The organism is Oceanobacillus arenosus (assembly GCF_003369575.1).
In the GTDB taxonomy this organism is placed as follows: Bacteria; Bacillota; Bacilli; order Bacillales; family Amphibacillaceae; genus Oceanobacillus; species Oceanobacillus arenosus.
Genome location: NZ_PIOC01000001.1, coordinates 201,954 through 227,204, shown reverse-complemented (window position 1 = coordinate 227,204; position 25,251 = coordinate 201,954). Strand labels below are relative to the sequence as shown.

The following is a 25,251-nucleotide window of genomic DNA, read 5'->3' as shown; positions in this document are numbered from 1 at the left end:
GTATTATTATGATATACAATTATTATATCATGTATCATTTAATATACAAGGAGGATTATGAAGTGTCACAAGTTTTAAATATGCGTTATCCAAAGGAGTTATTGAAGCGTATTGATGAGTTTAAGGAGAAGAAGGGTTTTACAACTCGAACTCAAACAATTATTTATCTCATCCAATATGCTCTCGAACAGTCGGACAATCGAGATGGCAAGTAAGCCATCCCTTGTCCGAAGGCGATTCATCTCCCACTTACTCACTGGGATTCTTCTCGCCTTAAAAAGTTAAAATAGCCTAAAAAGAACGGATGGGGAAAAATGGCATATAGAGATGAACAATTATCTGAGGAGAAAGTTTTCAAAGACCCTGTCCACCGTTATGTTCACGTAAGGGATAGAGTCATTTGGGATTTAATCGCAACACCAGAATTTCAGCGGCTGCGACGAATAAAACAATTAGGAACAACGAATTTGACGTTTCATGGCGCAGAGCATAGCAGGTTTAATCATTCGCTTGGAGTATACGAAATCGTTAGGAGAATTATTAATAATTTCCAAGATCGCCCGCATTGGAATAAAGAGGAGCGTTTACTCTGTTTATGTGCGGCATTATTACATGATTTAGGGCATGGGCCGTTCTCACATTCTTTTGAAAAAGTGTTTAAACTCGATCATGAATATTTTACCCAGCAAATAATTGTCGGTGATACAAAGGTTAATCAAGTATTAGAACGCGTAAATCCAGGTTTTTCCCGGGATGTTGCCGATGTTATCGCGAAAACATATAAAGATAAATTGGTCGTTAGTTTAATTTCGAGCCAGATTGACGCGGACCGCATGGATTACTTGCAGCGTGATGCTTATTTTACAGGGGTTAGTTATGGTCATTTCGATATGGAGCGGATTTTACGTGTGATGCGTCCGATTGAGGATCAGGTGGTGATCAAATCAACGGGGATGCATGCGGTCGAAGATTATATTATGAGCCGCTATCAAATGTATTGGCAAGTATACTTCCATCCTGTGACAAGGAGCGCGGAAGTTATTTTATCGAAAATATTGCAACGGGCAAAGGTGCTATTCGAAGCAGAGGACTTTGCCTTTAAGCTTGAACCAAAGCATTTTCTTTCCTTTTTCAATGAAGATGTGAAGCTTGCGGATTATCTAAAGCTTGATGATTCCATTGTTTTTTATTACTTCCAGCAATGGCAAGAGGAAAATGACACGATTTTATGTGATCTATGTGAGCGGTTCATGAATCGCCATTTATTTAAATATGTAGAGTATTCACCGAATCAACCAATAGATAAGTGGATGGAGCTATCAGGGTTATTTGTGGAAGCCGGGATAGATCCAGAATATTATCTTGTGCTCGATTCTTCGTCTGATTTACCTTATGACTTCTATCGACCTGGTGAAGAAGGAGAACGTCTGCCGATAAATTTGTTAATGCCAGATGGTGAGGTAAAAGAATTATCCAGACAATCAGATATTGTGGAGGCAATTTCTGGAAAGAGACGGACAGATCATAAGTTGTATTTTCCAAAAGATCGGATCGAGGCGCTAACGGATGAACGGATTAAACATCGAATGAAAGAGATTTTATATAATTAAGGAGAGAGAAGATTTGTTAACCAATCATGCAAAAATTATGCAGTTTTTTTCAATGGCAAATGGGGTGACAGGTCGGAAGAAACTGCAAAAGATGATTTATATCTTACAGAAATGCAATATTCCTTTTGAGGAGAAGTACCATTTTTATGTTTATGGACCATATTCAGAGGAGCTCACATTACGGGTTGAAGAGCTGTGCAACTTCGGCTTTTTAGATGAAATAAAGGAAGATAAGAGTAATTACTTCCAGTATAATTACACGATTACGAATGAGGGTGAAGTATTTCTACAACAGTTTTCTTTGGACATGCCAAATTATCAGGTGAAAGTGGACAAGTTGAAAGCTAAGAGCTCGCGCTTCTTAGAGCTCGTGTCTACAATGCTTTTCTTTGATGACTTCCCACTCAAAGAAACGATTGAAAAGGTGCATACAGTAAAACCAAAGCAGAAGTTTACCGAGCTTGAAATTACGGAAGCAATTCAGTTTATTGAGGAAATCAAGCAGTCATAGTTTGGTGTGAGCAGACCATTATAGGTGCTTATGATACAATTTAGGTAAATAAATAGCTTTGATGAAAGAGGGGGATTGGATGAGTTCAGAACAGGACGCAAATAAAAAGAAAAGTAATGCTTTTACAATCATCAAAGATGATTCGACGGATGGTCATGGTGGCTATGGATCAGGTGTCATTAGCTTGGAAAATATGTCTTCTGTAATTGTTGATCCAAACGAAAATAAGGCGTATGTCGATATGGGTGCAATGCACGCAAGAAGCGAAATCGAACGACGAGTGAAGATTATTCCAAATCGTGAGGAAGTACCAAATGGACTGCTTTATTGGATTGTTTGGGTAAACGTCGATCGAAACGAAAATGGACCATACTATGGCGGGGTAGCTGGCAGTGAAATTATTATTGACCGCTCAATTAAACGCGCGTATAAATCAATGGGGCAGCATGTCACCCATATGGAAAAATCACTAAAGGGAAAAATTGTTGTTGATCATATGGATGAGCCATCCAAAAAGTTACTAAAGGATTTCTTAGTCGAGTTTAATGAGGCAATGTGGAATAATTCAGCAGACGAGTTGAAAGATGCCCTTCCAGAATAATGACGCTCTGGTTTGCAGATACTCCAATATTCCATAAAATATGAACAATTTGTGAAAAAAGGTAAATAGGTTGTACTTTGTTCATTTAGTTTGTAAAATATGACTACATGGGTTCACTCGTGTATTGCTAGGACAAAAAGGAAGCCAACAATCAAGTGGAACGGAACCACGACATTGTTGGCTTCTTTTTTGGTGAAATTGGAAGGTTTAGAAATATACGTTGTGCAAATTATTTTCCCTGAGAATTTATATTGACTTGAAGCTAATTCTAGATAAACTTCTCACTAGTTTAATGCTTGAGGCTCTCAGGCTAGTCGCTACAGAAATACACTACGCTTTTCGCGGGGAGCTGGTGAGCCTTCTTGTGCTATCGCACTTCGAAGTCTCACCTAGGCTCTTCTTCCCGCAGAAGTCTCCGTGTATTTCTTCCGCTGGGATTGTAAGAAACCACATATAAAAGAGAGGCTTACCACTAACAAACGATGTTAATTGAAGTAAAGCAATGCAACCTTTTGAGTGAATATCAACTTCTCTACAGATCTGAAATCAAAATTGTCACTAGTCCGCACTTTACATCGACTGTGAATTATCATTTCTCAATGGCATTAGAATGTCCTATGTTAGATACGATTTGCATCTATCCTATTAACTAAAACATATCAAACCACCGCTCAATAATTCCCTTATCTTTATCCGATTCAACTTCATTCTCCTCTTGAAAATGCTCCGTACAATATTTCCTCGGCTCGGTTCCTTTTTCAAAATACATGATAACACTTGTGTCACAATAGGGTGTTGCAAGTGCGCCGGTCTTTGGATCGATTGGAATGCCAACGACGCCGATGGGAGCATCGAAATTTTCTTGGGGTGATTCTTTATGGGCATATTCCATAAAATCCGCCCAAATTTTCTTCGCATATCCTGATTCTGCAACTACTTCCATTGTACGATTGTCATCATATCCTGTCCAAATCCCTGTCACCAAGCTCGGGCTATAACCAATCATCCAGTTATCCGAATTCGTCGTACCTGATTTCCCAGCGTAAGGACGAGTGAGGCTATCGGCAATGCTAGCACCGGTTACAGCCGTATAGCCATCAAGATTATGATCAAACATACCTGTCATTAAATGATTTAAAATGAATACCTGCTTCGGTTCAAGTACCAATGGACCAGCTTCATTTTCACGTTCAAAAAGGACTTTTCCGTTTCGATCCGTAATTTTTTCAATCGTATGCCCATCGATTTGCTTTCCGCCATTTGCCAGCATGCCATAGGCGGTTACCATTTCTTTAAGGGAAACGGTTGCTGTACCGAGTGCAAGTGAAGGTACAGCTGGCAGTTCACTCGTAATCCCGAATTGTCTTGCAGTCTTTATTAAATTATCAGCACCTAAATACAACATTGTTTTTACGGCATAAATATTATCGGAAAGTGATAGTGCCTGTGCTAGTGTGATTGGTTCTTCCGCATAATAATCGTTAAAATTACTAGGTGCATAAACTTCGCCATCTTCAAGCATAAAGGTTGTCGGTTTACTCGCTAGAAGCGTGCTTGCCGTGTAACCGTTCTGTAATGCTGCATAGTATAAAAACGGCTTAAAAGTCGATCCAGGCATGCGCATTGCGTCTACAGCACGGTTAAATGGGCTCTTCTGATAATCCCTGCCACCAATTAGTGCGCGAATTGCTCCTGATTTTGGATCCATAGCCATTGCTCCGATTTCAATATCACTTTGCGCACTAATTGTTGCACTAGTTGTAGTTTCGAGCATGGACTGCTGGTCGATATCCAAGGTAGTATAAATATTAAAGCCGCCAGAACGAATCCCATCCATTTCTAAATTCAGAAGATCCGCTGCTTCGCTCAAAACGACATCTTGGAAATAAGGTCCAATCATTTCTTTCTCTATTTGTCTAGCTTGCGAGTAAACTATTTCCTCAGCTTTGGCATGATTGTATTCTTGCTCCGTTATTACCTCATTATTTTTCATTAAGTTTAGAATAAGTGCTTGTCTATTCGCTGCATTCGTTTCATTATTAAATGGAGAGTAATAGGTTGGACCTTTGGGAATGCCTGAAAGCATTGCTGACTCAGCCAAATCGAGTTCAGCCGCAGATTTATTAAAAAAGTATTTACTCGCAGCTTCGACTCCATAGGCTCCGTGCCCATAATAAACCGTGTTTATATAGCCTTCAAGAATCTCCTCTTTTGAATAGTACATTTCCAATCGGATGGTATAAAAGGCTTCTTTCAGCTTCCGTGTCCATGTTTTTTCGTGCGATAAAAATATATTCCTTGCGTATTGCTGGGTCAGTGTACTCGCACCTTCTTTTAACGATAGAGATTGAATGTTCTTTACAATTGCCCCAGCAATTCGTTTGAGATCAAAGCCATGATGCTCAAAGAAATGCTGATCCTCAATGAGTATGGTTGCATCGACAAACGTAGAAGGTATCCCATCCAAATCAAGCCAATACCTGTTTTCAAGTCCACTTTCCTCACCAATAATTTCACCATTATTGCTATAGTAAATGGTATTCTGTTCACTTGTCAGTGCCGGCGGACCTAATAGAAAACTAATAAAATAGATTCCAACCAAAAACATGCATGCGGAAATAAACATGCCGATAAAGAATTTTATTATAATTCGATTCCTTTTTTTGAAAAGCAAATGACGTCTCATTATGATTATCCCCATTTATTAAATGACTGTATTAGTTCCATTATGGGAAAGGATAGAAGGAAATAAACTTCTTTGTGAAAAATAATAACAAAAGCATTAAATATAGAAGAAAATAGATAGATATTGAAAAGACCCTACACTTACCGATATAATAAGAACACTATATGGTTTTTGAACAAAGTTATGAGGCGATTTGATGGATACCATCCAAAAGAAGGTTAAAATAACCTTGAGCGTAAAGATTAATGATCAAGGACAGCTGGAAGATAATACATCCACACATATTGGAAACTATTATCGAAAAGGCAATATGGATGTTCTTACGTATGAAGAAAATATCCAGGACACTGCTACGATTAATAACTTCATTACGATTCAAGCAGATAAAGTAAGTATTAAGCGCACTGGTATTGTATCGATGACACAGAAATTCCGTGCGAATCAAATCACGGAGAATATATACAAGCATCCACATGGATCACTACATATGGAAACCTTCACAGATACAATCACGCATCGGCAACTGGATGAACATGGTGGAGGACATGTCAACATTTCCTACAAAGTGAAATTAAATGGGCAAGAAGAACGTGCCCATGAATTGGTGTTACATTATAAAGAGGAGGATTCACAATGAACGTTTTAGAACAAACGGAAGAAACATTAAAACAGGAAATTAAGGCTGCCGTCCTTGGCGCAAAGCTTGCGACAGAAGAGGAGCTCCCGGCAGTAGCATTAGATAAACCTAAGGACAAGTCACATGGGGATTTTGCCTCGAATATTGCAATGCAGCTTGCGAGAATAGCGAAGAAAGCTCCCCGTCAAATTGCCGATGATATCGTAGCAAACTTAGATCAATCAAAAGCATCGATTGAAAAGGTTGAAATTGCCGGCCCTGGATTCATTAACTTTTTCATGAAAAATGATTTCCTTGGTGAAATCATTCCTACGATCTTAGAAGCGAAGGAAGAATACGGGAAAACAGATGCAGGAAAAGGGAAAAGCGTGCAAGTAGAATTTGTTTCCGTTAATCCAACAGGTGACCTTCATTTAGGTCATGCCCGTGGAGCTGCATTTGGCGACGTACTATGTAATGTTCTCGATGCTGCCGGTTACAAGGTTGAGCGTGAATATTATATTAACGATGCTGGGAACCAAATTGGAAATTTAGGTTTATCTGTTGAAGCACGTTACCTTCAAGCACTCGGTCAGGATGTTGAAATGCCTGAAGACGGTTATCATGGACAAGCAATCATTGATATTGCGAATGCATTAGTAACGGAATATGGCGATGAGTGGGCAGAGAAAGATAAAGAAGAACGTATCGAATTTTTCAAGGAATACGGACTAAAAGCGTCGCTTGCGAATATTGAAAAGGATCTGGAAGAATTTGGTGTTCATTTTGATAACTGGTTCTCTGAAAGATCTTTATATCATGACGATAAAATTACAGATGCACTGGAAACATTGAAAAAAGGCAATCATATTTATGAGCAGGATGGTGCTACATGGTTTAAAACAACAGATCTAGGGGATGACAAAGATCGTGTTTTAATTAAGAAAGATGGCAGCTACACCTATTTCACGCCTGACATTGCATACCATAAAGATAAATTAGATCGAGGCTTTGATAAAATCATTAACGTTTGGGGTGCAGATCATCACGGCTATATCCCGAGAATGCGTGCTGCAATCCAAGCACTAGGCTATCCAGCGGAAAAAATGGAAGTAAAAATTATCCAAATGGTAAACCTTTTTGAAGGTGGAGAAAAGGTTCGGATGAGTAAACGTACAGGGAAAGCAGTTTCCTTAAGGGATTTAATGGAAGAAGTTGGTGTTGATGCAACACGGTACACTTTCATTACACGTTCCAATGATTCACAGCTTGATTTCGACATGGATTTAGCAAAATCACAAACGAATGAGAATCCTGTTTACTATGTTCAGTATGCACATGCGCGAATTTGTACGATGCTGGAACAGGCAAAAAACAAAGGATTTGATATTGAAGGTGCATACGATGTATCGCGCTTAACCGCTGAAAAAGAAGTGGATTTATTAAAGAAACTCGGTGAATTTCCAAAAATGATTGCAGAAGCAGCAGAAATGGAAACACCACATAAGGTCACACAATATGTCTATAATTTAGCAACCCTATTGCATAGTTTCTACAATGCAGAGAAGGTGCTTGACCAAGATAATCAAGAACAAACAAGTGCCCGGATTGCATTGATGAAGGCAGTTCGCATTACAATTGAAAATGCATTGCAATTAATTGGTGTGAGTGCACCTGAAAAAATGTAATAATAAACACGACTCCTTTTCTAAGAGAAGGGCAAGTCGTGTTTTTTTGTGTAGTTACATTTATCAGTGAGAAAGTATTTATAGTCCTGAACTGCTAAGTAATGGGTGCTGATAAGCGGAATACGTAACTACACTGGTTTATTACTTAATTTGAGTGCAATGTAAATATGCATGCAACCTAGAAACTGAATTCCAACGGTTGGTTCCTTGCTCGAATAATACCAGTGCCCGCTCGAAATAGTTGGATGTTCGCTCGAAAAATGCTAGTGCTCGTTCGAAATAGTAGGGTGTTCGCTCGAAAATTACCAGTGCTCGCCTAAATTTGGCGGATGTCACCTAAACTCTATTCAATGAAGCAGACCACGGAGGATGTAACTTAACATTTAAATAAACGTAAAAAATAGAACCAATAGAAAGTAATAAAACTCATTGACTGAATGACCATTCATTGTTAAAGTAAAAATAGAATTCAATAAGTAAAACTTTTCAAATAAATGTAATCGCTAACATAAAATGAAAGAAAGGGGAACGAATAGATGGATACTTTTCTTATAATTAATTGGATTGCATTCCTGGCAATCGCAGTCTATGCACTTTATCTATTTATTAAAGTCATCACCACTCGCATTGCTTATATAAGGCTCGGAAAAGAGTCAACGTTTGATAGCGAGATAAAGCTTCGACTGCAACGAATCGTCAAAAATGTATTCGGTCAATCTAAACTACTAAAGGATAAGAAATCAGGAACCATTCACGTGATGATGTTCTATGGATTTATCCTTGTGCAATTTGGTGCGATTGACATGTTTATCAAGGGATTATCACCAGGAAATCATTTGCCCTTTGGTGTCGCATACCCTGGATTTGTATTTTTCCAAGAACTTGTTACCTTGATGATTCTCGTTGCGGTTGCTGGCGCATTTTATCGCCGTTATATGGAAAAGATTGTTCGATTAAAACGTGGATTTAAAGCGGGTCTTGTTTTATTATTCATTGGTACATTGATGGTTTCTGTATTATTTGGAAATGGCATGACACAAATTTGGCTAGGGCATGAAGCAACATGGACAGAGCCAGTTGCAAGTGTGATTGCGCTCGTTTTTAGCTTTTTGACGCCAACTGCGGCTATGGTGCTCTTTTACATTGCCTGGTGGGTACATACATTGACAATACTTACATTTTTAGTCTATGTCCCACAATCAAAGCATGCCCATTTACTTGCTGGACCTGTGAATGTTTTCTTAAGTAAAGAGAATCCATTAAAATTGCAGAAAATTGATTTTGAAATGGATGAACAGGAAGAAAATGAAGAGGAAATCGCCTTTGGGGTTGGAAAGATAGAAGATTTCCAGCAGCATCAAATGGTTGACTTCTATGCATGTGTTGAATGTGGCAGGTGTACCGATGTATGTCCAGCATCTGGTACAGGGAAAATGTTGTCACCAATGGATATTATGATTAAACTGCGTGATCATTTGACGGAAAAAGGAGCGGCAATAACCGGTAAAACCGCATGGGTGCCTTCCTATGCCTTTGCAAATACAACGGGCAATCAAGCAAGTGCTGGAGGCGAAGCAGCTGCAACGGTTCAGCATGCAAATCTCATTGGTGATGTAATCACTGTGGAGGAACTTTCTGGCTGTACGACCTGTGGTAATTGTCAGGATGCGTGTCCAGTTAATAATGAGCATGTTGGTACGATTCTTGATATGCGCCGTTATCTTGTCATGACGGAGGGAAAGATGGATCCAGATGCCCAGCGAGCGGTTACGAACATCGAACGTCAAGGCAATCCATGGGGCCTATCGAAAAAAGACCGGATAAAATGGCGTGAGGAAGATGAATCTGTATCTATTTCTACGGTGAAAGAGCTGCAAAAAGAAGGAAAGGAATTTGAATATCTCTTCTGGGTCAGCTCGATGGGTTCGTATGACAGTCGCAGTCAGAAGATTGCCTTAGCCTTTGCAAAACTAATGAACCAAGCAGGCGTTAGCTTCGCAATCCTTGGAAATACAGAAACAAACTCAGGCGATACTGCTCGCAGAATTGGTAATGAGTTCCTATTCCAGGAAATTGCGGAGAAGAATATTAAAACCTTTGAAAAATATGATGTAAAAAAAATCGTTACGATTGATCCACATGCATTTAATCTATTTAAAAATGAGTACCCAGATTTCGGTTTCAAGGCAGAAGTATATCATCATACACAGTTATTATATGATCTTGTGAAATCTGGTAAACTACGACCACAGCGGGAAATAAAAGAAAGATTGACATACCATGATTCTTGTTATTTAGGTAGATATAACGGTGTTTACGATCCACCAAGGGAAATTTTACAATCCATACCTGGCCTGGAAGTAGTCGAAATGAATCGCAGCCGTGAAAATGGGATGTGCTGTGGTGCTGGTGGTGGGTTGATGTGGTCGGAAGAAACGACTGGAAATCGTATCAATGTTGCTCGCACAGAACAGGCACTAGCTGTTCAGCCAACGATGATTTCCACGGCATGCCCATTCTGTTTAACAATGATTACAGACGGAACGAAGGCTAAGGAAGTGGATGAAGAGATAAGTACGATGGATGTTGCGGAAATTCTAGCATTATCTGTTTTCACTAAAGAGGAAGAGAAAATAGCGTAGAAAGCGTTTGTTCTGTAGAATATAGGGGAACGTGCTTTCAATTAATCGATTAATAGATTTATAATAACAAATATTAATATAAGCCAAAAACTATTGATAAAGGTGGATGCGAATATGAGAAAGTCTGTTATTGTTTCTGGTGCCAGAACTCCATTTGGAAAATTTGGAGGAGCCTTAAAGTCATTAACCGCTGTGCAGCTAGGTGGAAGGGCAATAGAGGAAGCGGTGAATCGTGCGGGATTACAAGTTTCAGTGATTGATGAAGTAATTATTGGAACCGTTTTACAAGGTGGGCAAGGACAAATTCCATCCCGTCAAGCAGCAAGAGAAGCTGGACTGCCATGGGAAGTGAAGACAGAAACGATTAATAAGGTATGTGCTTCTGGAATGCGTAGTGTAACCCTTGCAGATCAATTGATTCGCTTAGGCGATGAAGAGGTAATTGTTGCTGGTGGCATGGAAAGCATGAGCAATGCACCATATTATCTGCCAGACGCTCGTTGGGGTAATCGCATGGGTGATAAAACAGTAAAAGATATGATGGTTAGTGACGGATTAACATGTACATTCACAGGTGTACACATGGGGAATTACGGAAATTCAACTGCAGAAGAATTTAGATTAACAAGAGAAGCACAGGATGAATGGTCTTACCGCAGTCATAAGCTAGCAAACAAAGCAATCGAAGAAGGAAAGTTCGCTGAGGAAATCGTGGCTGTTGAGATTCCACAACGAAAAGGTGAGCCAATTGTTGTAGATACCGATGAAGCACCAAGAAAAGATACTACAATTGAAAAATTAGCTGCATTACGACCAGCATTTGACAAAGATGGAACCATTACAGCCGGAAATGCCCCAGGTGTAAATGATGGTGCATGTGCATTTGTTATGATGTCAGACGAAAAAGCAGAAGAACTTGGGAAAATGCCACTAGCAACGATTTTAGGTCATGCAGAAGTTGCAGTAGAAGCGAAGAATTTCCCGCAAACCCCGGGTCTGGTGATTAACGAGCTATTAGAAAAAACAGGACACTCAATTGATGAAATTGACTTATTTGAAATTAATGAAGCATTTGCTGCTGTAGCACTCGCAAGCAGTCAAATTGCCGGAATAGATCATGAAAAAATTAATGTAAATGGTGGTGCAGTTGCACTTGGACACCCAATTGGTGCAAGTGGTGCGAGAATAATTTTAACATTAATTCATGAGCTAAAACGCCGAGGTGGTGGTCTGGGGATCGCAGCAATCTGCAGCGGTGGAGGCCAAGGAGACGCAATCTTGATTGAAGTAGCTGGGGAATAAAAACTAAAAGGACTGAGGTGTGAACGTGAGGCTCCACCTCAGTTTCAAATCGCTCCACAGTCGAAAATAGAAAGGAGCTGTTATTAGATGTCGATTAATAAAATAATGGTTATTGGTGCTGGGCAAATGGGTGCAGGAATTGCTCAAGTTTGTGCACAATCAGGTTTCGAGGTGCTACTGAATGATATGAATGGAGAAGCACTCCAAAAAGGGATAAATACGATTAAGAAATCACTTGCTCGAGCTGTAGAAAAAGAGAGAATGACAGAGATGGGGAGGGAGAATACATTAGAACGACTAAAACCCTCCAATAAACTGCAAGACGCGGCATCCTGTGATCTTATCATTGAAGCAGTGATTGAAAATATGGAAGTCAAAACCAAAGTATTTCGTGAGCTTGATAAAATCATGCCAAAACATGCCATTTTAGCGTCGAATACTTCTTCACTGCCGATTACGGAAATTGCAGCTGTAACGAATCGACCAGATCAAGTGATTGGCATGCATTTTATGAACCCTGTTCCTGTTATGAAGCTAGTCGAGATTATTCGTGGCCTGCAAACGAGTGATGAAACCCATCTGGTAATTGAAGCAGTAGCTAAGAAGCTGCAAAAAATACCTGTCGAGGTAAATGACTTTCCTGGTTTTGTCTCCAATCGTATTCTGATGCCAATGATTAATGAAGCAATTTATACGGTCTATGAAGGTGTTGCATCACCAGCAGATATTGACTCAGTCATGAAACTCGGGATGAACCACCCAATGGGTCCGTTAACCCTTGCTGATTTTATTGGACTTGATACTTGTTTATCGATAATGGAAGTACTATATGAAGGATTTGGCGACAGCAAATACCGTCCATGCCCATTGCTTAGAAAATATGTCAAAGCCGGCTGGTTAGGTAAGAAATCTGGTAGAGGCTTCTACGAATATAGTTGAAAAAGATATTGGGAGGATACCAAGGTGGATCTTAATTTTTCTGAAGAACAGGAAATGATTCGGAAGCTCATTCGAGAATTTGCACAAAAGGAAATCTCCCCAGAAATTGAGCGAATGGAGACTGAAGACCGATTTCCAAAAGAGATCATCGAAAAGATGGGAGAGCTTGGTTTAATGGGCATTCCAATTCCTGAAGCATACGGGGGAAGTGGGATGGACTATACATCCTATATTATAGCAATTCATGAATTCTCTAAAGTAAGCGCTGCCATTGGTGTGATATTATCAGTCCACACGTCTGTTGGCACGATCCCTATTCTACATTTTGGAACAGAGGAGCAGAAGAAACGCTACATACCAAGACTTGCCTCAGGTGAGTACCTTGGTGCATTTGCCTTAACGGAACCTGGGGCGGGATCAGATGTGAAAAGTATGAAGACGATAGCCAAACGAGAAGATGAACATTATGTTTTAAATGGCTCCAAGGTGTTTATTACCAATGGTGGTGTGGCAGACACGTATATCGTTTTTGCAAGAACAAATCATGACAAAACAGCAAATGAGGTCAGTGCATTTATTATAGAAAAAAATACCCAAGGACTAATTATTGGCAAAAGGGAAAAGAAAATGGGACTCCATGGTTCAAGTACGGTGCAATTAAATTTTGATAACTGTATTGTACGGAGAGAACAGCTCCTAGGAACCGAGGGAGAAGGTTTCCAAATTGCCATGGCCAATTTGAATGTTGGACGAATCGGCATCGCTGCTCAAGCACTTGGGATCGCTGAAGCGGCACTTGAATATGCCGTAAAGTATGCGAAGAAAAGAGAGCAATTTGGAAGATCAATAGCAGCGAATCAAGGAATCTCATTTAAATTGGCAGATATGGCAACAGAGGTTGAAGCCGCGAAATTATTAGTTTATCATGTCGCATCACTGGTAGAACGGAATATCGATTGCGGCAAAGAGGCTTCAATGGCAAAAATGTATGCATCGAAAACGGCAATGAAAACCGCAATTGAAGCGGTACAAATTCTAGGTGGATATGGATACACAAAGGATTATCCAGTGGAAAGGTTTTTCCGAGATGCAAAGGTGACACAAATTTATGAAGGAACCAATGAAATTCAGCATATCGTGATTGCAAAGCATTTACTGCATTAGTGTAAAAAGTAGATGAAGGAGGAGTACATATGGATTTCCAGCTAACAGAAGAACAAGAAATGCTTCGAAAAATGGTTCGAGACTTTGCGAAAAAGGAAGTGGAACCTACTGCGGCGGAACGAGATGAGGAAGAGCGTTTTGACCGGGAAATTTTTGATAAAATGGCAGAACTAGGTCTTACAGGGATACCGTGGTCAGAGAAGTATGGCGGGATCGATGCCGATTATGTCAGCTATTGTATAGCAGTAGAAGAACTCTCAAGAGTTTGTGCATCAACTGGAGTCACATTGTCCGCGCATTTGTCACTTGCAAGCTGGCCGATTTATAAATATGGAAACGAAGAGCAAAAAGAGAACTTCCTATTTAGACTGGCAACGGGAAAGGCGCTCGGCGCATATGCACTATCTGAACCTGGTGCAGGAAGTGATGTAGCTGCAATGAAAACGACAGCAAAAGCGGACGGTAATCATTATGTACTGAACGGGAATAAGGTTTGGATTACGAATGGCGGAGTGGCAGATCTATACATTGTATTTGCGAAAACAGATACAGATGCCAAGCATAAAGGAATTAGCGCATTTATCGTTGAAAAAGGAACAGAGGGATTCACTTTCGGAAAAAAGGAGAAGAAGTTAGGGATTCGCTCTTCACCGACGACGGAGTTAATCTTCGAAAATTGTCGTGTGCCAAAAGATAATATGCTCGGAGCTGAGGGTGATGGCTTTAAAATTGCCATGACAACGCTTGATGGTGGACGGAATGGAATCGCTGCACAGGCACTTGGAATTGCACAAGGAGCACTGGATGCCGCAGTAAAATATGCCAAAGAACGTGAGCAATTTGGCAAGCCAATCGCAAATAACCAGGGGATTTCCTTCAAATTAGCGGATATGGCGACAGAAATTGAAGCTGCTAGATTATTAACCTATCAGGCTGCATGGCTAGAATCTGCAGGAAAGCCATATGGGAAGGCATCCGCCATGTCTAAGCTTTTTGCTGGAGATGTAGCAATGCGAACCACAGTAGAGGCTGTGCAAATATTTGGCGGCTATGGCTATACAAAGGATTATCCCGTCGAACGCTACATGCGCGATGCCAAAATCACACAAATCTACGAAGGAACGAACGAAATACAGCGCCTCGTTATTGGCCGGATGTTGACGAAAAGTTGAAATAAAGTGCGAGCAAGTGACAATTTTATTTTCAGATTTATACAGTAGTCGCTATTCACTCATGAGTTCCCATTCTTTCATCTCATTCAACGTCAGCTGTCAGTGGTAAGTTACTCATTCTAAGTGATTTTTTAAAACCCGAGCGTAAGAAATACACGAAGACTCCTGCGAGAAGTGTATTTCTGGAGCGGCTGGTCTGAGAACCTTGAGTACTAAACTAGTCCACAGTTTATATATAATTAAAAATAAACAATATGAAGGAGTCTAATTCGTAAAGAACGAAGGGGGAAGCAAGATGGAGGAAGTGAAGGTATATCGGCCAAAAAATCCTGTTCGCTTTATTACGTCATCTAGCTTATTTGATGGGCACGATGCTTCCATTAATATCATGCGCAGAATTTTACAATCGAGTGGCGCAGAAGTTATCCATTTGGGACATAACCGTTCAGTTGAGGAAGTCGTTCATGCGGCGATCCAAGAGGACGTCCAAGCGATTGCAATCTCATCATATCAAGGCGGACACGTTGAATACTTCAAATATATGGTAGATTTATTAAAGGAACTTGGTGCAGCGCACATTAAAATTTACGGTGGAGGTGGCGGTGTCATCATCCCACGTGAAATCAAGGAGCTGCATGATTATGGAGTAGACTGGATATTCTCTCCGGAGGACGGACGGAAAATGGGACTACAAGGAATGATTAATCGTATGCTTGAGGAAAGTGACTTTACCCCGCCAATTGAAGCAGAAAACGATTTCCATAATTTACTAAAGGGAGATCGACGGGCAATCGCGAAATTTATTACCTTAGTAGAGAGTGATACGGATCATTTAGGAGAAAAACAACGTGTTTTGAAGCTATTGAAGGAACATGGCGATGAAAATATCCCAGTATTAGGGATTACCGGAACGGGCGGATCTGGAAAAAGCTCGTTAACTGATGAACTGATTCGGCGATTTATGAATGAAATTCCCGACAAGAAAGTCGCCATTATTTCAATCGATCCAACCAAACGAAAAACGGGTGGCGCCCTACTTGGGGATCGGATTCGCATGAATGCTATTTTTACTGACCGGGTATATATGCGTTCTCTAGCAACACGTGATTCGAAAACGGAACTCTCTAAAGCAATCCAAGATGTAATCGGCGTCCTCCGTGCATCGAGCTTTGATTTCATCATGATTGAAACAAGTGGAATTGGTCAGGGGGATGCTGCAATTACTGACATTACAGACTTATCGATGTATGTGATGACCGCGGAATTCGGTGCACCAACCCAATTAGAGAAAATTGATATGATCGATTATGCTGATTTTATTGTTATTAATAAATTTGAACAAAATGGTTCGGAGGATGCACTGAACCAAGTACGGAAGCAATATGAGCGCAGTCATATGATCTTCCAACAGGATAAAACGAAATTTCCTGTCTTCGGAACGATTGCGAGTCAATTTCATGATACAGGAACAAATGCCCTTTTCGCATCTCTTGTTGATACATTAAATGATAAATATCACTGGAATGCAATGGTTGATTTTGATCGTCATACAATTGCAGAGAAGCAGAACATGATTATTACAAATGATCGCCGACATTATCTTCGCGAAATTGCTACTAATATACGGACCTATCATGAGAACGTAAGAAAGCAAAGTGAGATTGCTCGGAAACTGTACCAGCTTGAAGGAACAATGAGTATCATTGGCGAGGAGTATGGGGAAGATGAATTCAAACAAACGTTTGACCTAGAAATACAGAAAGTCAAACAAACGTTTGATCAATATCGCGAAACCCTTGACCCTGGGGCGAAAGCGCTACTAGAAACTTGGGATGACCTCCAGGAAAGCTACAATCAAGAAACGATGACCTTCATTGTACGTAATAAAGAAATTGAAATGGATATCGTCACAGAATCTTTATCAGGATTGAAGATTCCTAAAGTCGCTTTTCCAACGTTTCACGAATGGGGTGAGCGGTTAACATGGCTAATGAAGGAGAATGTACCAGGTGCTTTTCCTTTTACCGCAGGAGTGTTCCCGTTCAAACGGCAGGGGGAAGATCCGACACGACAGTTTGCTGGTGAAGGGACGCCAGAAAGGACGAATCGACGTTTTCATTATTTATCAAAAAACGATGAGGCAAAACGGCTATCGACCGCATTTGATTCGGTAACCTTATACGGTGAAGACCCTGCACATCGCCCGGATATTTTTGGAAAGGTCGGCGAAAGTGGCGTGAACATTGCGACATTGGCTGATATGAAAAAGCTTTATGCCGATTTTGATCTAACGAATCCACTAACATCTGTTTCTATGACAATTAATGGCCCAGCGCCAATCATTTTGGCGATGTATTTTAACACAGCGATTGATCAACAGGTTGTGAGGTTTGAAGAGGAAAACGGGCGTGAACTAAGTAATGATGAGTATGAGACAATAAAGAAGGACACCATTCGAGTCGTTCGTGGCACAGTGCAGGCAGATATTTTAAAAGAAGATCAAGGCCAGAATACATGTATTTTTTCAACGGAATTTGCTTTAAGGATGATGGGAGACATTCAACAGTATTTTATCGATCATCAGGTCCGAAATTATTATTCGGTATCCATTTCCGGATATCATATTGCGGAGGCAGGAGCGAATCCAATTACACAGCTTGCATTTACCCTTGCAAATGGTTTTACGTATGTTGAATATTATTTAAGTAGAGGGATGGATATTAATAAATTCGCACATAATCTCTCGTTCTTTTTCTCCAATGGACTGGATCCAGAATATACCGTGATTGGTCGTGTGGCACGTAGAATCTGGGCGATTACGATGCGTGATAAATATGGTGCTAATGAGCGAAGTCAAAAGTTGAAATACCATGTACAAACTTCAGGGAGATCGCTCCATGCGCAAGAAATTAATTTCAATGATATTCGGACTACACTCCAAGCTTTGCTTGCAATCCAGGATAATACGAATTCTCTGCACACAAACGCCTATGATGAGGCTATTACAACACCAACGGAAGAATCGGTCAGACGAGCGATGGCGATTCAAATGATTATTAATAAGGAATATGGCCTTGGGAAAAATGAAAATGCTTTACAGGGCGCTTTTATTATTGATGAGCTAACAGGTCTTGTCGAGGAGGCAGTGCTCAAGGAATTCGAGAAAATGAATGATCGTGGTGGTGTGCTTGGTGCCATGGAACGCCAATATCAACGCGGGAAAATCCAAGAGGAATCGCTTTACTATGAACGGAAGAAGCATTCCGGTGAATTACCAATTATCGGCGTAAACACATACCTAAATCCCAACCCAATGGCAGCGGAGGAAATTGATTCGATGGAGCTTGCCCGCGCATCGACCGAGGAAAAGGAACATCAAATTACCGAGCTAAATAAATTTAAACAAAAAAATAAAGATTATGTTGACGAAGCACTCAAACAATTAAAAGCAGTTGCAGCGGCCGGAGGGAACACCTTCGAGGCCCTAATGGAAACGGTCAAAGTCGCAAGCCTCGGTCAAATCACCAATGCACTATACGAAGTAGGCGGACAATATCGAAGGAATATGTAGGGAGGAAAAGTATAGCGGGCTGTTCAGCGACGGAGGGCAGAGACAAGGGACCGTAGAGTAGTGAACTTCCCACTCGGAGAGTCCATTGAAAATGACCATAGTCGATAGCCCACGCGGTACTAGACAGAGAAAAGTGAAGGCGACTGCCCAAAAGCGGACGCATAAGCAAGAGACCGAAAAGCACGTGGTTTTTGTGCTTGGAGTGTCCATTGCTTATGCCGGTAGCTTTTAGGAGGCTGAACTAGACAAAGAAAAGTGAAAACAACTTACTGGATCAAGAATGAAAGAAATAGACTTATCAATCAAATTTACCCTCAAAAGTTGAGAAGTACTTATGCTTCCAACTTTTTTCTTCCAGAAAACTAGCATAATCATATTAAAAATGATTATAATGGATGTATGTTTATTTTACATGAAAAATGTTATAGTATGTTATGGATAAAATTGAATTCATCGTTAAATAACTAGGCGTTAAGGCTAGCAATATATAAGTAAAGGGAGTGCATGACCGTGAGCTTAAAAGATCTTAGCCACGAGGAAATAAAAAGTATATCATTGATTGAATTGACTGGGATGATTTTAAAAGAGGAAAAAAAAGCCCTTCATTTTAATGAAATTTTTGATAGAATTTCCGAGTTAAGAGGATTCACGAAAAAAGAAAAGGAAAAGAAAATTGCTCAATTCTACACAGATATGAATATTGATGGACGCTTTACGACAATCGGTTCAAATATGTGGGGACTCAGAAGCTGGTATCCAGTTGAACAACAAGATGAAGAAGTACATGTTCCGGTGAAAAAGAAGAAAACAACAGCCAAGAAGAAAACACCTATTGAAAAAGATGCTGCTTTCGATGACGAACTTGGAGAATTGGATGATGAGGACGATTTAGATTTAGACGAAGTGCTGGATGATGAAGATTTAGATATTGATGATGAAAATCTAGATGACTTCGATGAGGATTTTGACGATGACGATGACGATGACGATGACGATGATGTAGACGTAGACGAGGAAGAATAATTTTTTTAGGGCTGCTTGACTTTTTATTGTTCTATGAGTACAATTTTAATTGGGCTCTATTAATTAAATTCCAATGCGTTTCCCCGAGATACGGGGAGACGCTTTTGTTTTTTATTATAAGGATAAAGCATATCGTTTTAGCATAGCTTCCTAGTAAATTTTAGGAACTTATAATCTGCAGATAAGAAAGTTTAAAAATTTGCTCACTGGCTAAGCGCAAGTGTTGTTGTCATCTAATGACTGGATGAGAATTAAGTTTGCGAGAATAATAAATAAAACACATCAATATCAAAGTAAGGAAAGAGGGATTCATCGTGACGAAGTATATTTTTGTTACAGGTGGTGTAGTTTCTTCCTTGGGAAAAGGAATAACCGCTGCATCGTTAGGACGTTTATTGAAAAATCGAGGGTTAAAGGTAACGCTCCAAAAATTTGATCCATATATTAATGTTGACCCAGGAACTATGAGTCCATATCAACATGGAGAAGTATTTGTTACTCATGATGGTGCGGAAACAGATTTGGATTTAGGCCATTATGAACGATTTATTGATAATAATTTAAATAGATATAGCAATATTACAACAGGAAAAGTGTATTCCAATGTTATTCGCAAAGAGCGCCGTGGCGATTATCTTGGTGGTACAGTACAGGTTATTCCGCATATTACGAATGAAATCAAGGATCAAGTCTATCGTGCTGGTGAAGCTACAAAGGCAGATGTTGTAATCACAGAAATTGGTGGAACCGTTGGAGATATCGAATCGTTGCCATTCCTGGAAGCAATTCGTCAGGTTAAGAAGGAAGTAGGCCGCGATAGTGTGATGTACGTGCATTGTACCCTTATTCCCTACATTAAAGCTGCTGGTGAAATGAAAACAAAACCAACACAACATAGTGTAAAAGAATTACGATCATTAGGGATTCAACCGAACGTCGTTGTTTTACGTACTGAATATGAAGTAAGTAAAGAAATGAAAGAGAAAATCTCTCTATTCTGTGATATTGATGTAGATGCCGTAATCGAAATGCCGGATGCTGATACACTTTATCAAATCCCAATTACATTACAAGATCAGCAGCTTGACCAATTAGTTTGTGATCATTTTGGTTTAGATTGTGGACCAGCGGATATGAAAGAATGGAAAGACCTCGTAAATAAGGTAAGAAATCTGTCGAAAACCGTTGATATTGGATTAGTTGGTAAGTATGTAGAATTACCGGATGCATACCTTTCAGTTGTAGAATCATTAAAGCATGCAGGCTATGTGTATGATGCAGATATTAATATTCATTGGATTAATTCGGAGCAACTAGATAAGACCGCAATTGAACAGGAATTAGCGAATGTGGATGGGATCATCGTACCAGGCGGATTTGGTAATAGAGGAATTGATGGCAAAATCGAAGCGATTCGTTATGCACGTGAAAACAAGATTCCTTTCTTCGGAATTTGCCTCGGCATGCAGCTGGCATCTGTTGAATTTGCGCGTAATGTTGTTGGCCTGGAGGGAGCACATTCTGCTGAAATCAACCCAAGTACACCACATCCAATTATTGACTTATTACCAGATCAAAAGGATGTCTCTGATTTAGGTGGTACATTACGACTTGGTGCATATGAATGTGTACTGAAGGATGGAACAAAGACGAAAGCAGCATACGATGGAGCAGATTCTGTCGAAGAACGTCATCGTCACCGTTATGAATTCAATAATGTTTATCGTGAACAAATGGAAGAAAAAGGATTTATCTTCTCGGGTACAAGCCCAGATGGCAGATTAGTGGAAACCATTGAGCTACAAGATCACCCATGGTTCGTTGCATGTCAATTCCACCCAGAATTCACATCACGACCAACAAGAGCACAAGGCCTATTCAAAGGCTTTATTGAAGCATCTGTACAATATAATAATAAATAACAAAATAACCTCGACTAAGTAGACTCCCTTAGTCGAGGTTTTTTATCGATGACTTTATTTTAAAAGGTAGTTGTCATTATTAAGTGTGGATGGAAATTTGTAGTTGATACAAAGTGCGGATTCGTGACAATTTTAAATTCAGCTCAGTAGAGAAGTTGATATTCACTCAAAAAGTTACATTGCTTTACTTCAAATAACCACGTTTGTAAGTGGTAAGCCGCTCTTTTATATGTGATTTTTTCCACCCCAGCGGAAGAAATACACGGAGACTCCTGCGGGAAGAAGAGCCTAGGCGAGACAACGAAGCGCGAGTTGGCTCGCCAGCTCCCCGCGGAAAGCGTAGTGTATTTCTGGAGTAACTGGCCGAAGAACCTTAAGCACTAAAATAGTCCGTAGTTTATATAAACTCATCATTAGCATATAAGTTAAGGTAGGTTTCTTAGTTGCAATAGGTTACTTTGTCTAAAAAGCAGCGGATGATGAAAAGTCTGAAAAAAATTGTAAAAAACTGGCAATACAATTTTTACCAGTTTTGCAGGAATTAAGAGATGTAATAGCGAACCTTAGTGTAAGAGGATGAATCTATGCTGTAGGGGGCGATTAGAATTCATATCAAAAAAAATATTTTAGTAGTCGATGATCAGCCAGGAATTCGCTTGTTATTAACAGATATCCTTAGTAGTGAAGGATACCAAATAATGACAGCAGCAACAGGAAAAGAGGCGCTAGATAAAATCTATTCAAATACCTTTGACCTCATCATTCTAGATTATAATATACCAATAATCGATGGGGAAAAGCTATTAGAGACAATAGAAAAAGAGAACGTAGGGGTTGCAACCATTGTTATAAGCGGCTTAGTGGAGAAGATAATGGATGATGTAAAACAGAGCAAATTAGTAAAAGGGGTAATCGCAAAACCATTTAATATTAGTGATTTTTGCGCACAAGTTAATGCTATTCTGTTAGAAAATGACTAATTTTGTTTCCTGAATATTTAAGTTATAGCTAAATTGTTGCACCTGTCTCTAGTACTTGGTATTCTTAGAGTGTAAAAAAAATTTAGGTAGATGAATTGCGATTATCTAAAGGAGGAAATATAATGCCGTTAGTATCAATGAAAGAAATGCTAGAAAAAGGGAAAGAAAATGGCTATGCAGTAGGCCAGTTCAATATCAATAACTTGGAATATATCCAAGCTATTTTAAAAGCAGCTGAAGAAGAAAAATCACCAGTAATTCTTGGGGTTTCTGAAGGCGCTGGGAAATATATGGGCGGTTTCAATGTTGTTGTAGCAATGGTTAAGTCTTTAATGGAATCATATGGTACAACAGTGCCAGTTGCAATTCACTTAGACCATGGCTCAAGCTTTGAAAAAGCTGCAGAAGCAATCCACGCTGGGTTTACATCTGTTATGATTGATGCATCACATTCACCAATTGACGAAAACATTGCAACAACGAAGAAAGTTGTTGAATTAGCTCATATCCACGGTGTTTCTGTTGAAGCAGAAGTAGGTACTGTTGGTGGAGAAGAAGATGGCGTAATCGGTGGAATCAACTATGCAGATCCAAACGAATGTAAACGTCTAGTAACAGAAGCTGGCGTTGACTGCCTAGCACCTGCATTAGGTTCAGTACATGGACCATACCAAGGCGAACCTAACCTAGGATTTAAAGAAATGGAAGAAATTTTAAATCTTGTTAACGTTCCATTGGTATTACATGGCGGAACAGGAATTCCTACAAAGGATATCCAAAAAGCAGTTTCTTTAGGTACTGCAAAAATTAACGTAAATACTGAAAATCAAATTGCACAAACGAAAGCTATTCGCGAAACACTTGCAGCTAAACCAGATGTTTATGATCCACGTAAATACTTAGGACCAGGCACAGAAGCAATTATAGAAACAGTTAAAGGTAAGATGCGCGAATTCGGTTCATCACAACAAGCTTAATTTTATTAAATGAACATCAGCACTGGAGTGGTTTTCCATTCTAGCTGATGTTTTGTTACATACCTTTTTCGAAATATTCCGTACAGTGTGTTGGGACAACTTGTGAAACATCCATTAACAGACCAAGGAATTGAGAAATTCATAAGCGACTGGAATAAATTAAATTTTGGGTATGAATATTTTTAAGCTGTAAAAACTAACTTAAAGTAAAGCTCTATCCAGTAGAACGTTATTCAACTGGGTAAGGCGATTTATGAAGGATGTTAGATGGGACATACATCATAAGAATTACAGAAACGAAGCTAGCAGGATAAAGAAATCTTGAGACTTCTAGCTCGTTGCTTACATCTCCACCTAATTATCCTAATTTTCTCCTCAACTATTTATGGACTATAGCATGAATTCATCAATGAAATGAATGGGTTCACTATCACTTATACGCAAGGGGGATTTTTGCAAAAGTGTTAGGCTTTCGTCTAGTTTCCAAAAAAGTAAAAAAGAAATGACGTGTGTTCAAATCTGATTTGGACAACCTCTCAAAGCGGGGTTATTTATATGCAAAAGATGTTAATTGAAGGTGGGCATCCATTAAATGGAATGGTCCGGATAAGTGGTGCTAAGAATAGCGCAGTTGCTTTGTTACCCGCATCCATACTAGCGGATTCGCCAGTTACCTTGGAAGGACTTCCGGAAATTTCTGATGTTCATACATTAGGGGATCTCCTGGAGGAAATTGGTGGTCAAGTATCATGGGATGGACAAGCAATGACAATCAATCCGGAGAATATGGTTGCAATGCCATTACCCAATGGGAAAGTAAAGAAGCTTCGTGCATCTTATTATTTCATGGGTGCAATGCTTGGTAAATTTAACAAGGCGGTAATTGGTCTTCCTGGAGGTTGTTATTTAGGACCACGTCCAATCGATCAGCATATTAAAGGCTTCGAAGCACTCGGTGCTGAAGTTACGAATGAACAAGGTGCCATTTATTTGCGCGCGAAGGAATTAAGAGGTGCAAGAATTTATTTGGATGTTGTTAGTGTCGGTGCAACAATCAATATTATGCTGGCAGCAGTGAAGGCAAAAGGAAAAACGGTTATCGAAAATGCAGCAAAAGAGCCAGAAATTATCGATGTTGCTACACTGCTTACGAATATGGGTGCGAAGATCAAAGGCGTAGGTACGGACGTGATTCGAATCGAGGGAGTACCAACGTTACATGGTTGTAAGCATACGATTATTCCCGATCGAATTGAAGCTGGCACGTATGCAATTGCAGCTGCTGCACAGGGAGAAGAAGTAATCATCGATAATGTGATTACAAGACATATCGAATCCTTGTTAGCGAAGCTTCGTGAGATGGGGATATCGATTGAAGAAAGCGATGAACAACTGCTAATCAGACCACAAAAGCACCTGAAGAGCGTCGATATCAAAACATTGGTTTATCCGGGATTTCCTACAGATCTTCAGCAACCTTTTACATCACTCTTGACAAGAGCAACAGGCACTGGAGTCATAACGGATACAATCTATTCTGCTCGATTAAAGCATATTGATGAATTGAGAAGAATGAATGCAATGATTAAAGTCGAGGGTGGATCGGCAATTATCACTGGTCCAGTTCAATTAGAAGGTGCAAAGGTAAAGGCAAGTGACTTGCGTGCCGGTGCATCGTTAATTGTTGCAGGACTTATGGCGAATGGCATAACAGAAATAACAGGCTTAGAACATATTGACAGAGGTTATGAGAACATAACAGAGAAACTCATTGGCCTTGGTGCAAAAGTATGGAGAGAAGAAATGACAGAAAAGGAAGTTATCCAATTCCAAAACTCATAATTTGA

The 25,251-nt window shown here is 39.8% G+C and carries 18 protein-coding genes; 17 read left to right on the top strand and 1 reads right to left on the bottom strand.

Annotation, left to right across the window (positions count from 1 at the left end; all coding sequences use genetic code 11):
* Positions 1-62: 62 nt before the first annotated feature.
* The 4 genes from CWR48_RS20240 to CWR48_RS00910 all read left to right on the top strand — a co-directional run bounded on the left by CWR48_RS20240 (position 63) and on the right by CWR48_RS00910 (position 2,722).
* Positions 63-215, top strand: coding sequence for a ribbon-helix-helix domain-containing protein (locus tag CWR48_RS20240; protein WP_170140655.1), 153 nt, complete (start codon positions 63-65; stop codon positions 213-215).
* A 99-nt stretch (positions 216-314) separates the two neighbouring features.
* Complete coding sequence (locus CWR48_RS00920; protein WP_115771159.1) at positions 315-1,610, top strand: HD domain-containing protein; 1,296 nt, start codon at positions 315-317, stop codon at positions 1,608-1,610.
* Positions 1,611-1,623: 13 nt separating this feature from the next.
* Positions 1,624-2,121 carry a YwgA family protein gene (locus CWR48_RS00915; protein ID WP_115771158.1) on the top strand — a complete coding sequence of 166 codons (498 nt, stop codon included), beginning with the start codon at positions 1,624-1,626 and terminating at the stop codon, positions 2,119-2,121.
* Positions 2,122-2,200: 79 nt separating this feature from the next.
* Positions 2,201-2,722 (top strand): YwhD family protein, encoded by a 522-nt coding sequence (locus CWR48_RS00910; RefSeq protein WP_115771157.1) that lies wholly within the window; start codon positions 2,201-2,203, stop codon positions 2,720-2,722.
* Between the two features lie 649 nt (positions 2,723-3,371).
* Here the strand turns inward: CWR48_RS00910 and CWR48_RS00905 are convergent.
* A complete protein-coding gene (locus CWR48_RS00905; RefSeq protein WP_115771156.1) occupies positions 3,372-5,408 on the bottom strand; it encodes a transglycosylase domain-containing protein in 2,037 nt (678 codons plus the stop codon).
* 196 nt (positions 5,409-5,604) lie between these two features.
* Between CWR48_RS00905 and CWR48_RS00900 the strand changes: the two genes are divergently transcribed.
* The 13 genes from CWR48_RS00900 to CWR48_RS00840 all read left to right on the top strand — a co-directional run bounded on the left by CWR48_RS00900 (position 5,605) and on the right by CWR48_RS00840 (position 25,246).
* A complete protein-coding gene (locus CWR48_RS00900) occupies positions 5,605-6,045 on the top strand; it encodes a YwiB family protein (RefSeq protein WP_115771155.1) in 441 nt (146 codons plus the stop codon).
* A complete protein-coding gene (gene argS / locus CWR48_RS00895; protein WP_115771154.1) occupies positions 6,042-7,712 on the top strand; it encodes an arginine--tRNA ligase in 1,671 nt (556 codons plus the stop codon). Before CWR48_RS00900 ends, argS begins: the two co-directional genes overlap by 4 nt.
* 536 nt (positions 7,713-8,248) lie before the next feature.
* Positions 8,249-10,354, top strand: a complete 2,106-nt coding sequence (locus tag CWR48_RS00890; protein ID WP_115771153.1) for a (Fe-S)-binding protein — start codon at positions 8,249-8,251, stop codon at positions 10,352-10,354.
* Between the two features lie 114 nt (positions 10,355-10,468).
* Positions 10,469-11,656 carry an acetyl-CoA C-acetyltransferase gene (locus CWR48_RS00885; protein ID WP_115771152.1) on the top strand — a complete coding sequence of 396 codons (1,188 nt, stop codon included), beginning with the start codon at positions 10,469-10,471 and terminating at the stop codon, positions 11,654-11,656.
* Between the two features lie 87 nt (positions 11,657-11,743).
* Positions 11,744-12,595, top strand: coding sequence for a 3-hydroxybutyryl-CoA dehydrogenase (locus CWR48_RS00880; RefSeq protein ID WP_115771151.1), 852 nt, complete (start codon positions 11,744-11,746; stop codon positions 12,593-12,595).
* Between the two features lie 24 nt (positions 12,596-12,619).
* Entirely contained in the window at positions 12,620-13,759 is a 1,140-nt protein-coding gene (locus CWR48_RS00875; RefSeq protein ID WP_115771150.1) for an acyl-CoA dehydrogenase, read from the top strand.
* Between the two features lie 29 nt (positions 13,760-13,788).
* Positions 13,789-14,931 (top strand): acyl-CoA dehydrogenase, encoded by a 1,143-nt coding sequence (locus CWR48_RS00870; RefSeq protein WP_115771149.1) that lies wholly within the window; start codon positions 13,789-13,791, stop codon positions 14,929-14,931.
* Positions 14,932-15,226: 295 nt separating this feature from the next.
* Positions 15,227-18,502 (top strand): fused isobutyryl-CoA mutase/GTPase IcmF, encoded by a 3,276-nt coding sequence (gene icmF / locus CWR48_RS00865; RefSeq protein WP_115771148.1) that lies wholly within the window; start codon positions 15,227-15,229, stop codon positions 18,500-18,502.
* 504 nt (positions 18,503-19,006) lie between these two features.
* Complete coding sequence (gene rpoE, locus CWR48_RS00860) at positions 19,007-19,525, top strand: DNA-directed RNA polymerase subunit delta (RefSeq protein WP_342772422.1); 519 nt, start codon at positions 19,007-19,009, stop codon at positions 19,523-19,525.
* Positions 19,526-19,839: 314 nt separating this feature from the next.
* Positions 19,840-21,447 (top strand): CTP synthase, encoded by a 1,608-nt coding sequence (locus CWR48_RS00855; RefSeq protein WP_115771146.1) that lies wholly within the window; start codon positions 19,840-19,842, stop codon positions 21,445-21,447.
* 599 nt (positions 21,448-22,046) lie between these two features.
* Positions 22,047-22,427 (top strand): response regulator, encoded by a 381-nt coding sequence (locus CWR48_RS00850; protein ID WP_342772426.1) that lies wholly within the window; start codon positions 22,047-22,049, stop codon positions 22,425-22,427.
* 122 nt (positions 22,428-22,549) lie between these two features.
* Positions 22,550-23,404 (top strand): class II fructose-1,6-bisphosphate aldolase, encoded by an 855-nt coding sequence (gene fba / locus CWR48_RS00845; RefSeq protein ID WP_115771144.1) that lies wholly within the window; start codon positions 22,550-22,552, stop codon positions 23,402-23,404.
* A gap of 555 nt (positions 23,405-23,959) precedes the next feature.
* Positions 23,960-25,246, top strand: a complete 1,287-nt coding sequence (locus tag CWR48_RS00840) for a UDP-N-acetylglucosamine 1-carboxyvinyltransferase (RefSeq protein WP_115771143.1) — start codon at positions 23,960-23,962, stop codon at positions 25,244-25,246.
* The last annotated feature ends 5 nt before the right edge of the window (positions 25,247-25,251 follow it).

What these genes read in the sequence shown, in the direction of transcription:
- CWR48_RS00920 (WP_115771159.1), top strand. Translation starts at nt 315, where the DNA reads ATGGCATATAGAGATGAACAATTATCTGAGGAGAAAGTTTTCAAAGAC.
- CWR48_RS00910 (WP_115771157.1), top strand. Translation starts at nt 2,201, where the DNA reads ATGAGTTCAGAACAGGACGCAAATAAAAAGAAAAGTAATGCTTTTACA.
- CWR48_RS00905 (WP_115771156.1), bottom strand. Translation starts at nt 5,408, where the DNA reads ATGAGACGTCATTTGCTTTTCAAAAAAAGGAATCGAATTATAATAAAA.
- CWR48_RS00900 (WP_115771155.1), top strand. Translation starts at nt 5,605, where the DNA reads ATGGATACCATCCAAAAGAAGGTTAAAATAACCTTGAGCGTAAAGATT.
- argS (WP_115771154.1), top strand. Translation starts at nt 6,042, where the DNA reads ATGAACGTTTTAGAACAAACGGAAGAAACATTAAAACAGGAAATTAAG.
- CWR48_RS00890 (WP_115771153.1), top strand. Translation starts at nt 8,249, where the DNA reads ATGGATACTTTTCTTATAATTAATTGGATTGCATTCCTGGCAATCGCA.
- CWR48_RS00885 (WP_115771152.1), top strand. Translation starts at nt 10,469, where the DNA reads ATGAGAAAGTCTGTTATTGTTTCTGGTGCCAGAACTCCATTTGGAAAA.
- CWR48_RS00880 (WP_115771151.1), top strand. Translation starts at nt 11,744, where the DNA reads ATGTCGATTAATAAAATAATGGTTATTGGTGCTGGGCAAATGGGTGCA.
- CWR48_RS00870 (WP_115771149.1), top strand. Translation starts at nt 13,789, where the DNA reads ATGGATTTCCAGCTAACAGAAGAACAAGAAATGCTTCGAAAAATGGTT.
- icmF (WP_115771148.1), top strand. Translation starts at nt 15,227, where the DNA reads ATGGAGGAAGTGAAGGTATATCGGCCAAAAAATCCTGTTCGCTTTATT.
- rpoE (WP_342772422.1), top strand. Translation starts at nt 19,007, where the DNA reads ATGACCGTGAGCTTAAAAGATCTTAGCCACGAGGAAATAAAAAGTATA.
- fba (WP_115771144.1), top strand. Translation starts at nt 22,550, where the DNA reads ATGCCGTTAGTATCAATGAAAGAAATGCTAGAAAAAGGGAAAGAAAAT.
- CWR48_RS00840 (WP_115771143.1), top strand. Translation starts at nt 23,960, where the DNA reads ATGCAAAAGATGTTAATTGAAGGTGGGCATCCATTAAATGGAATGGTC.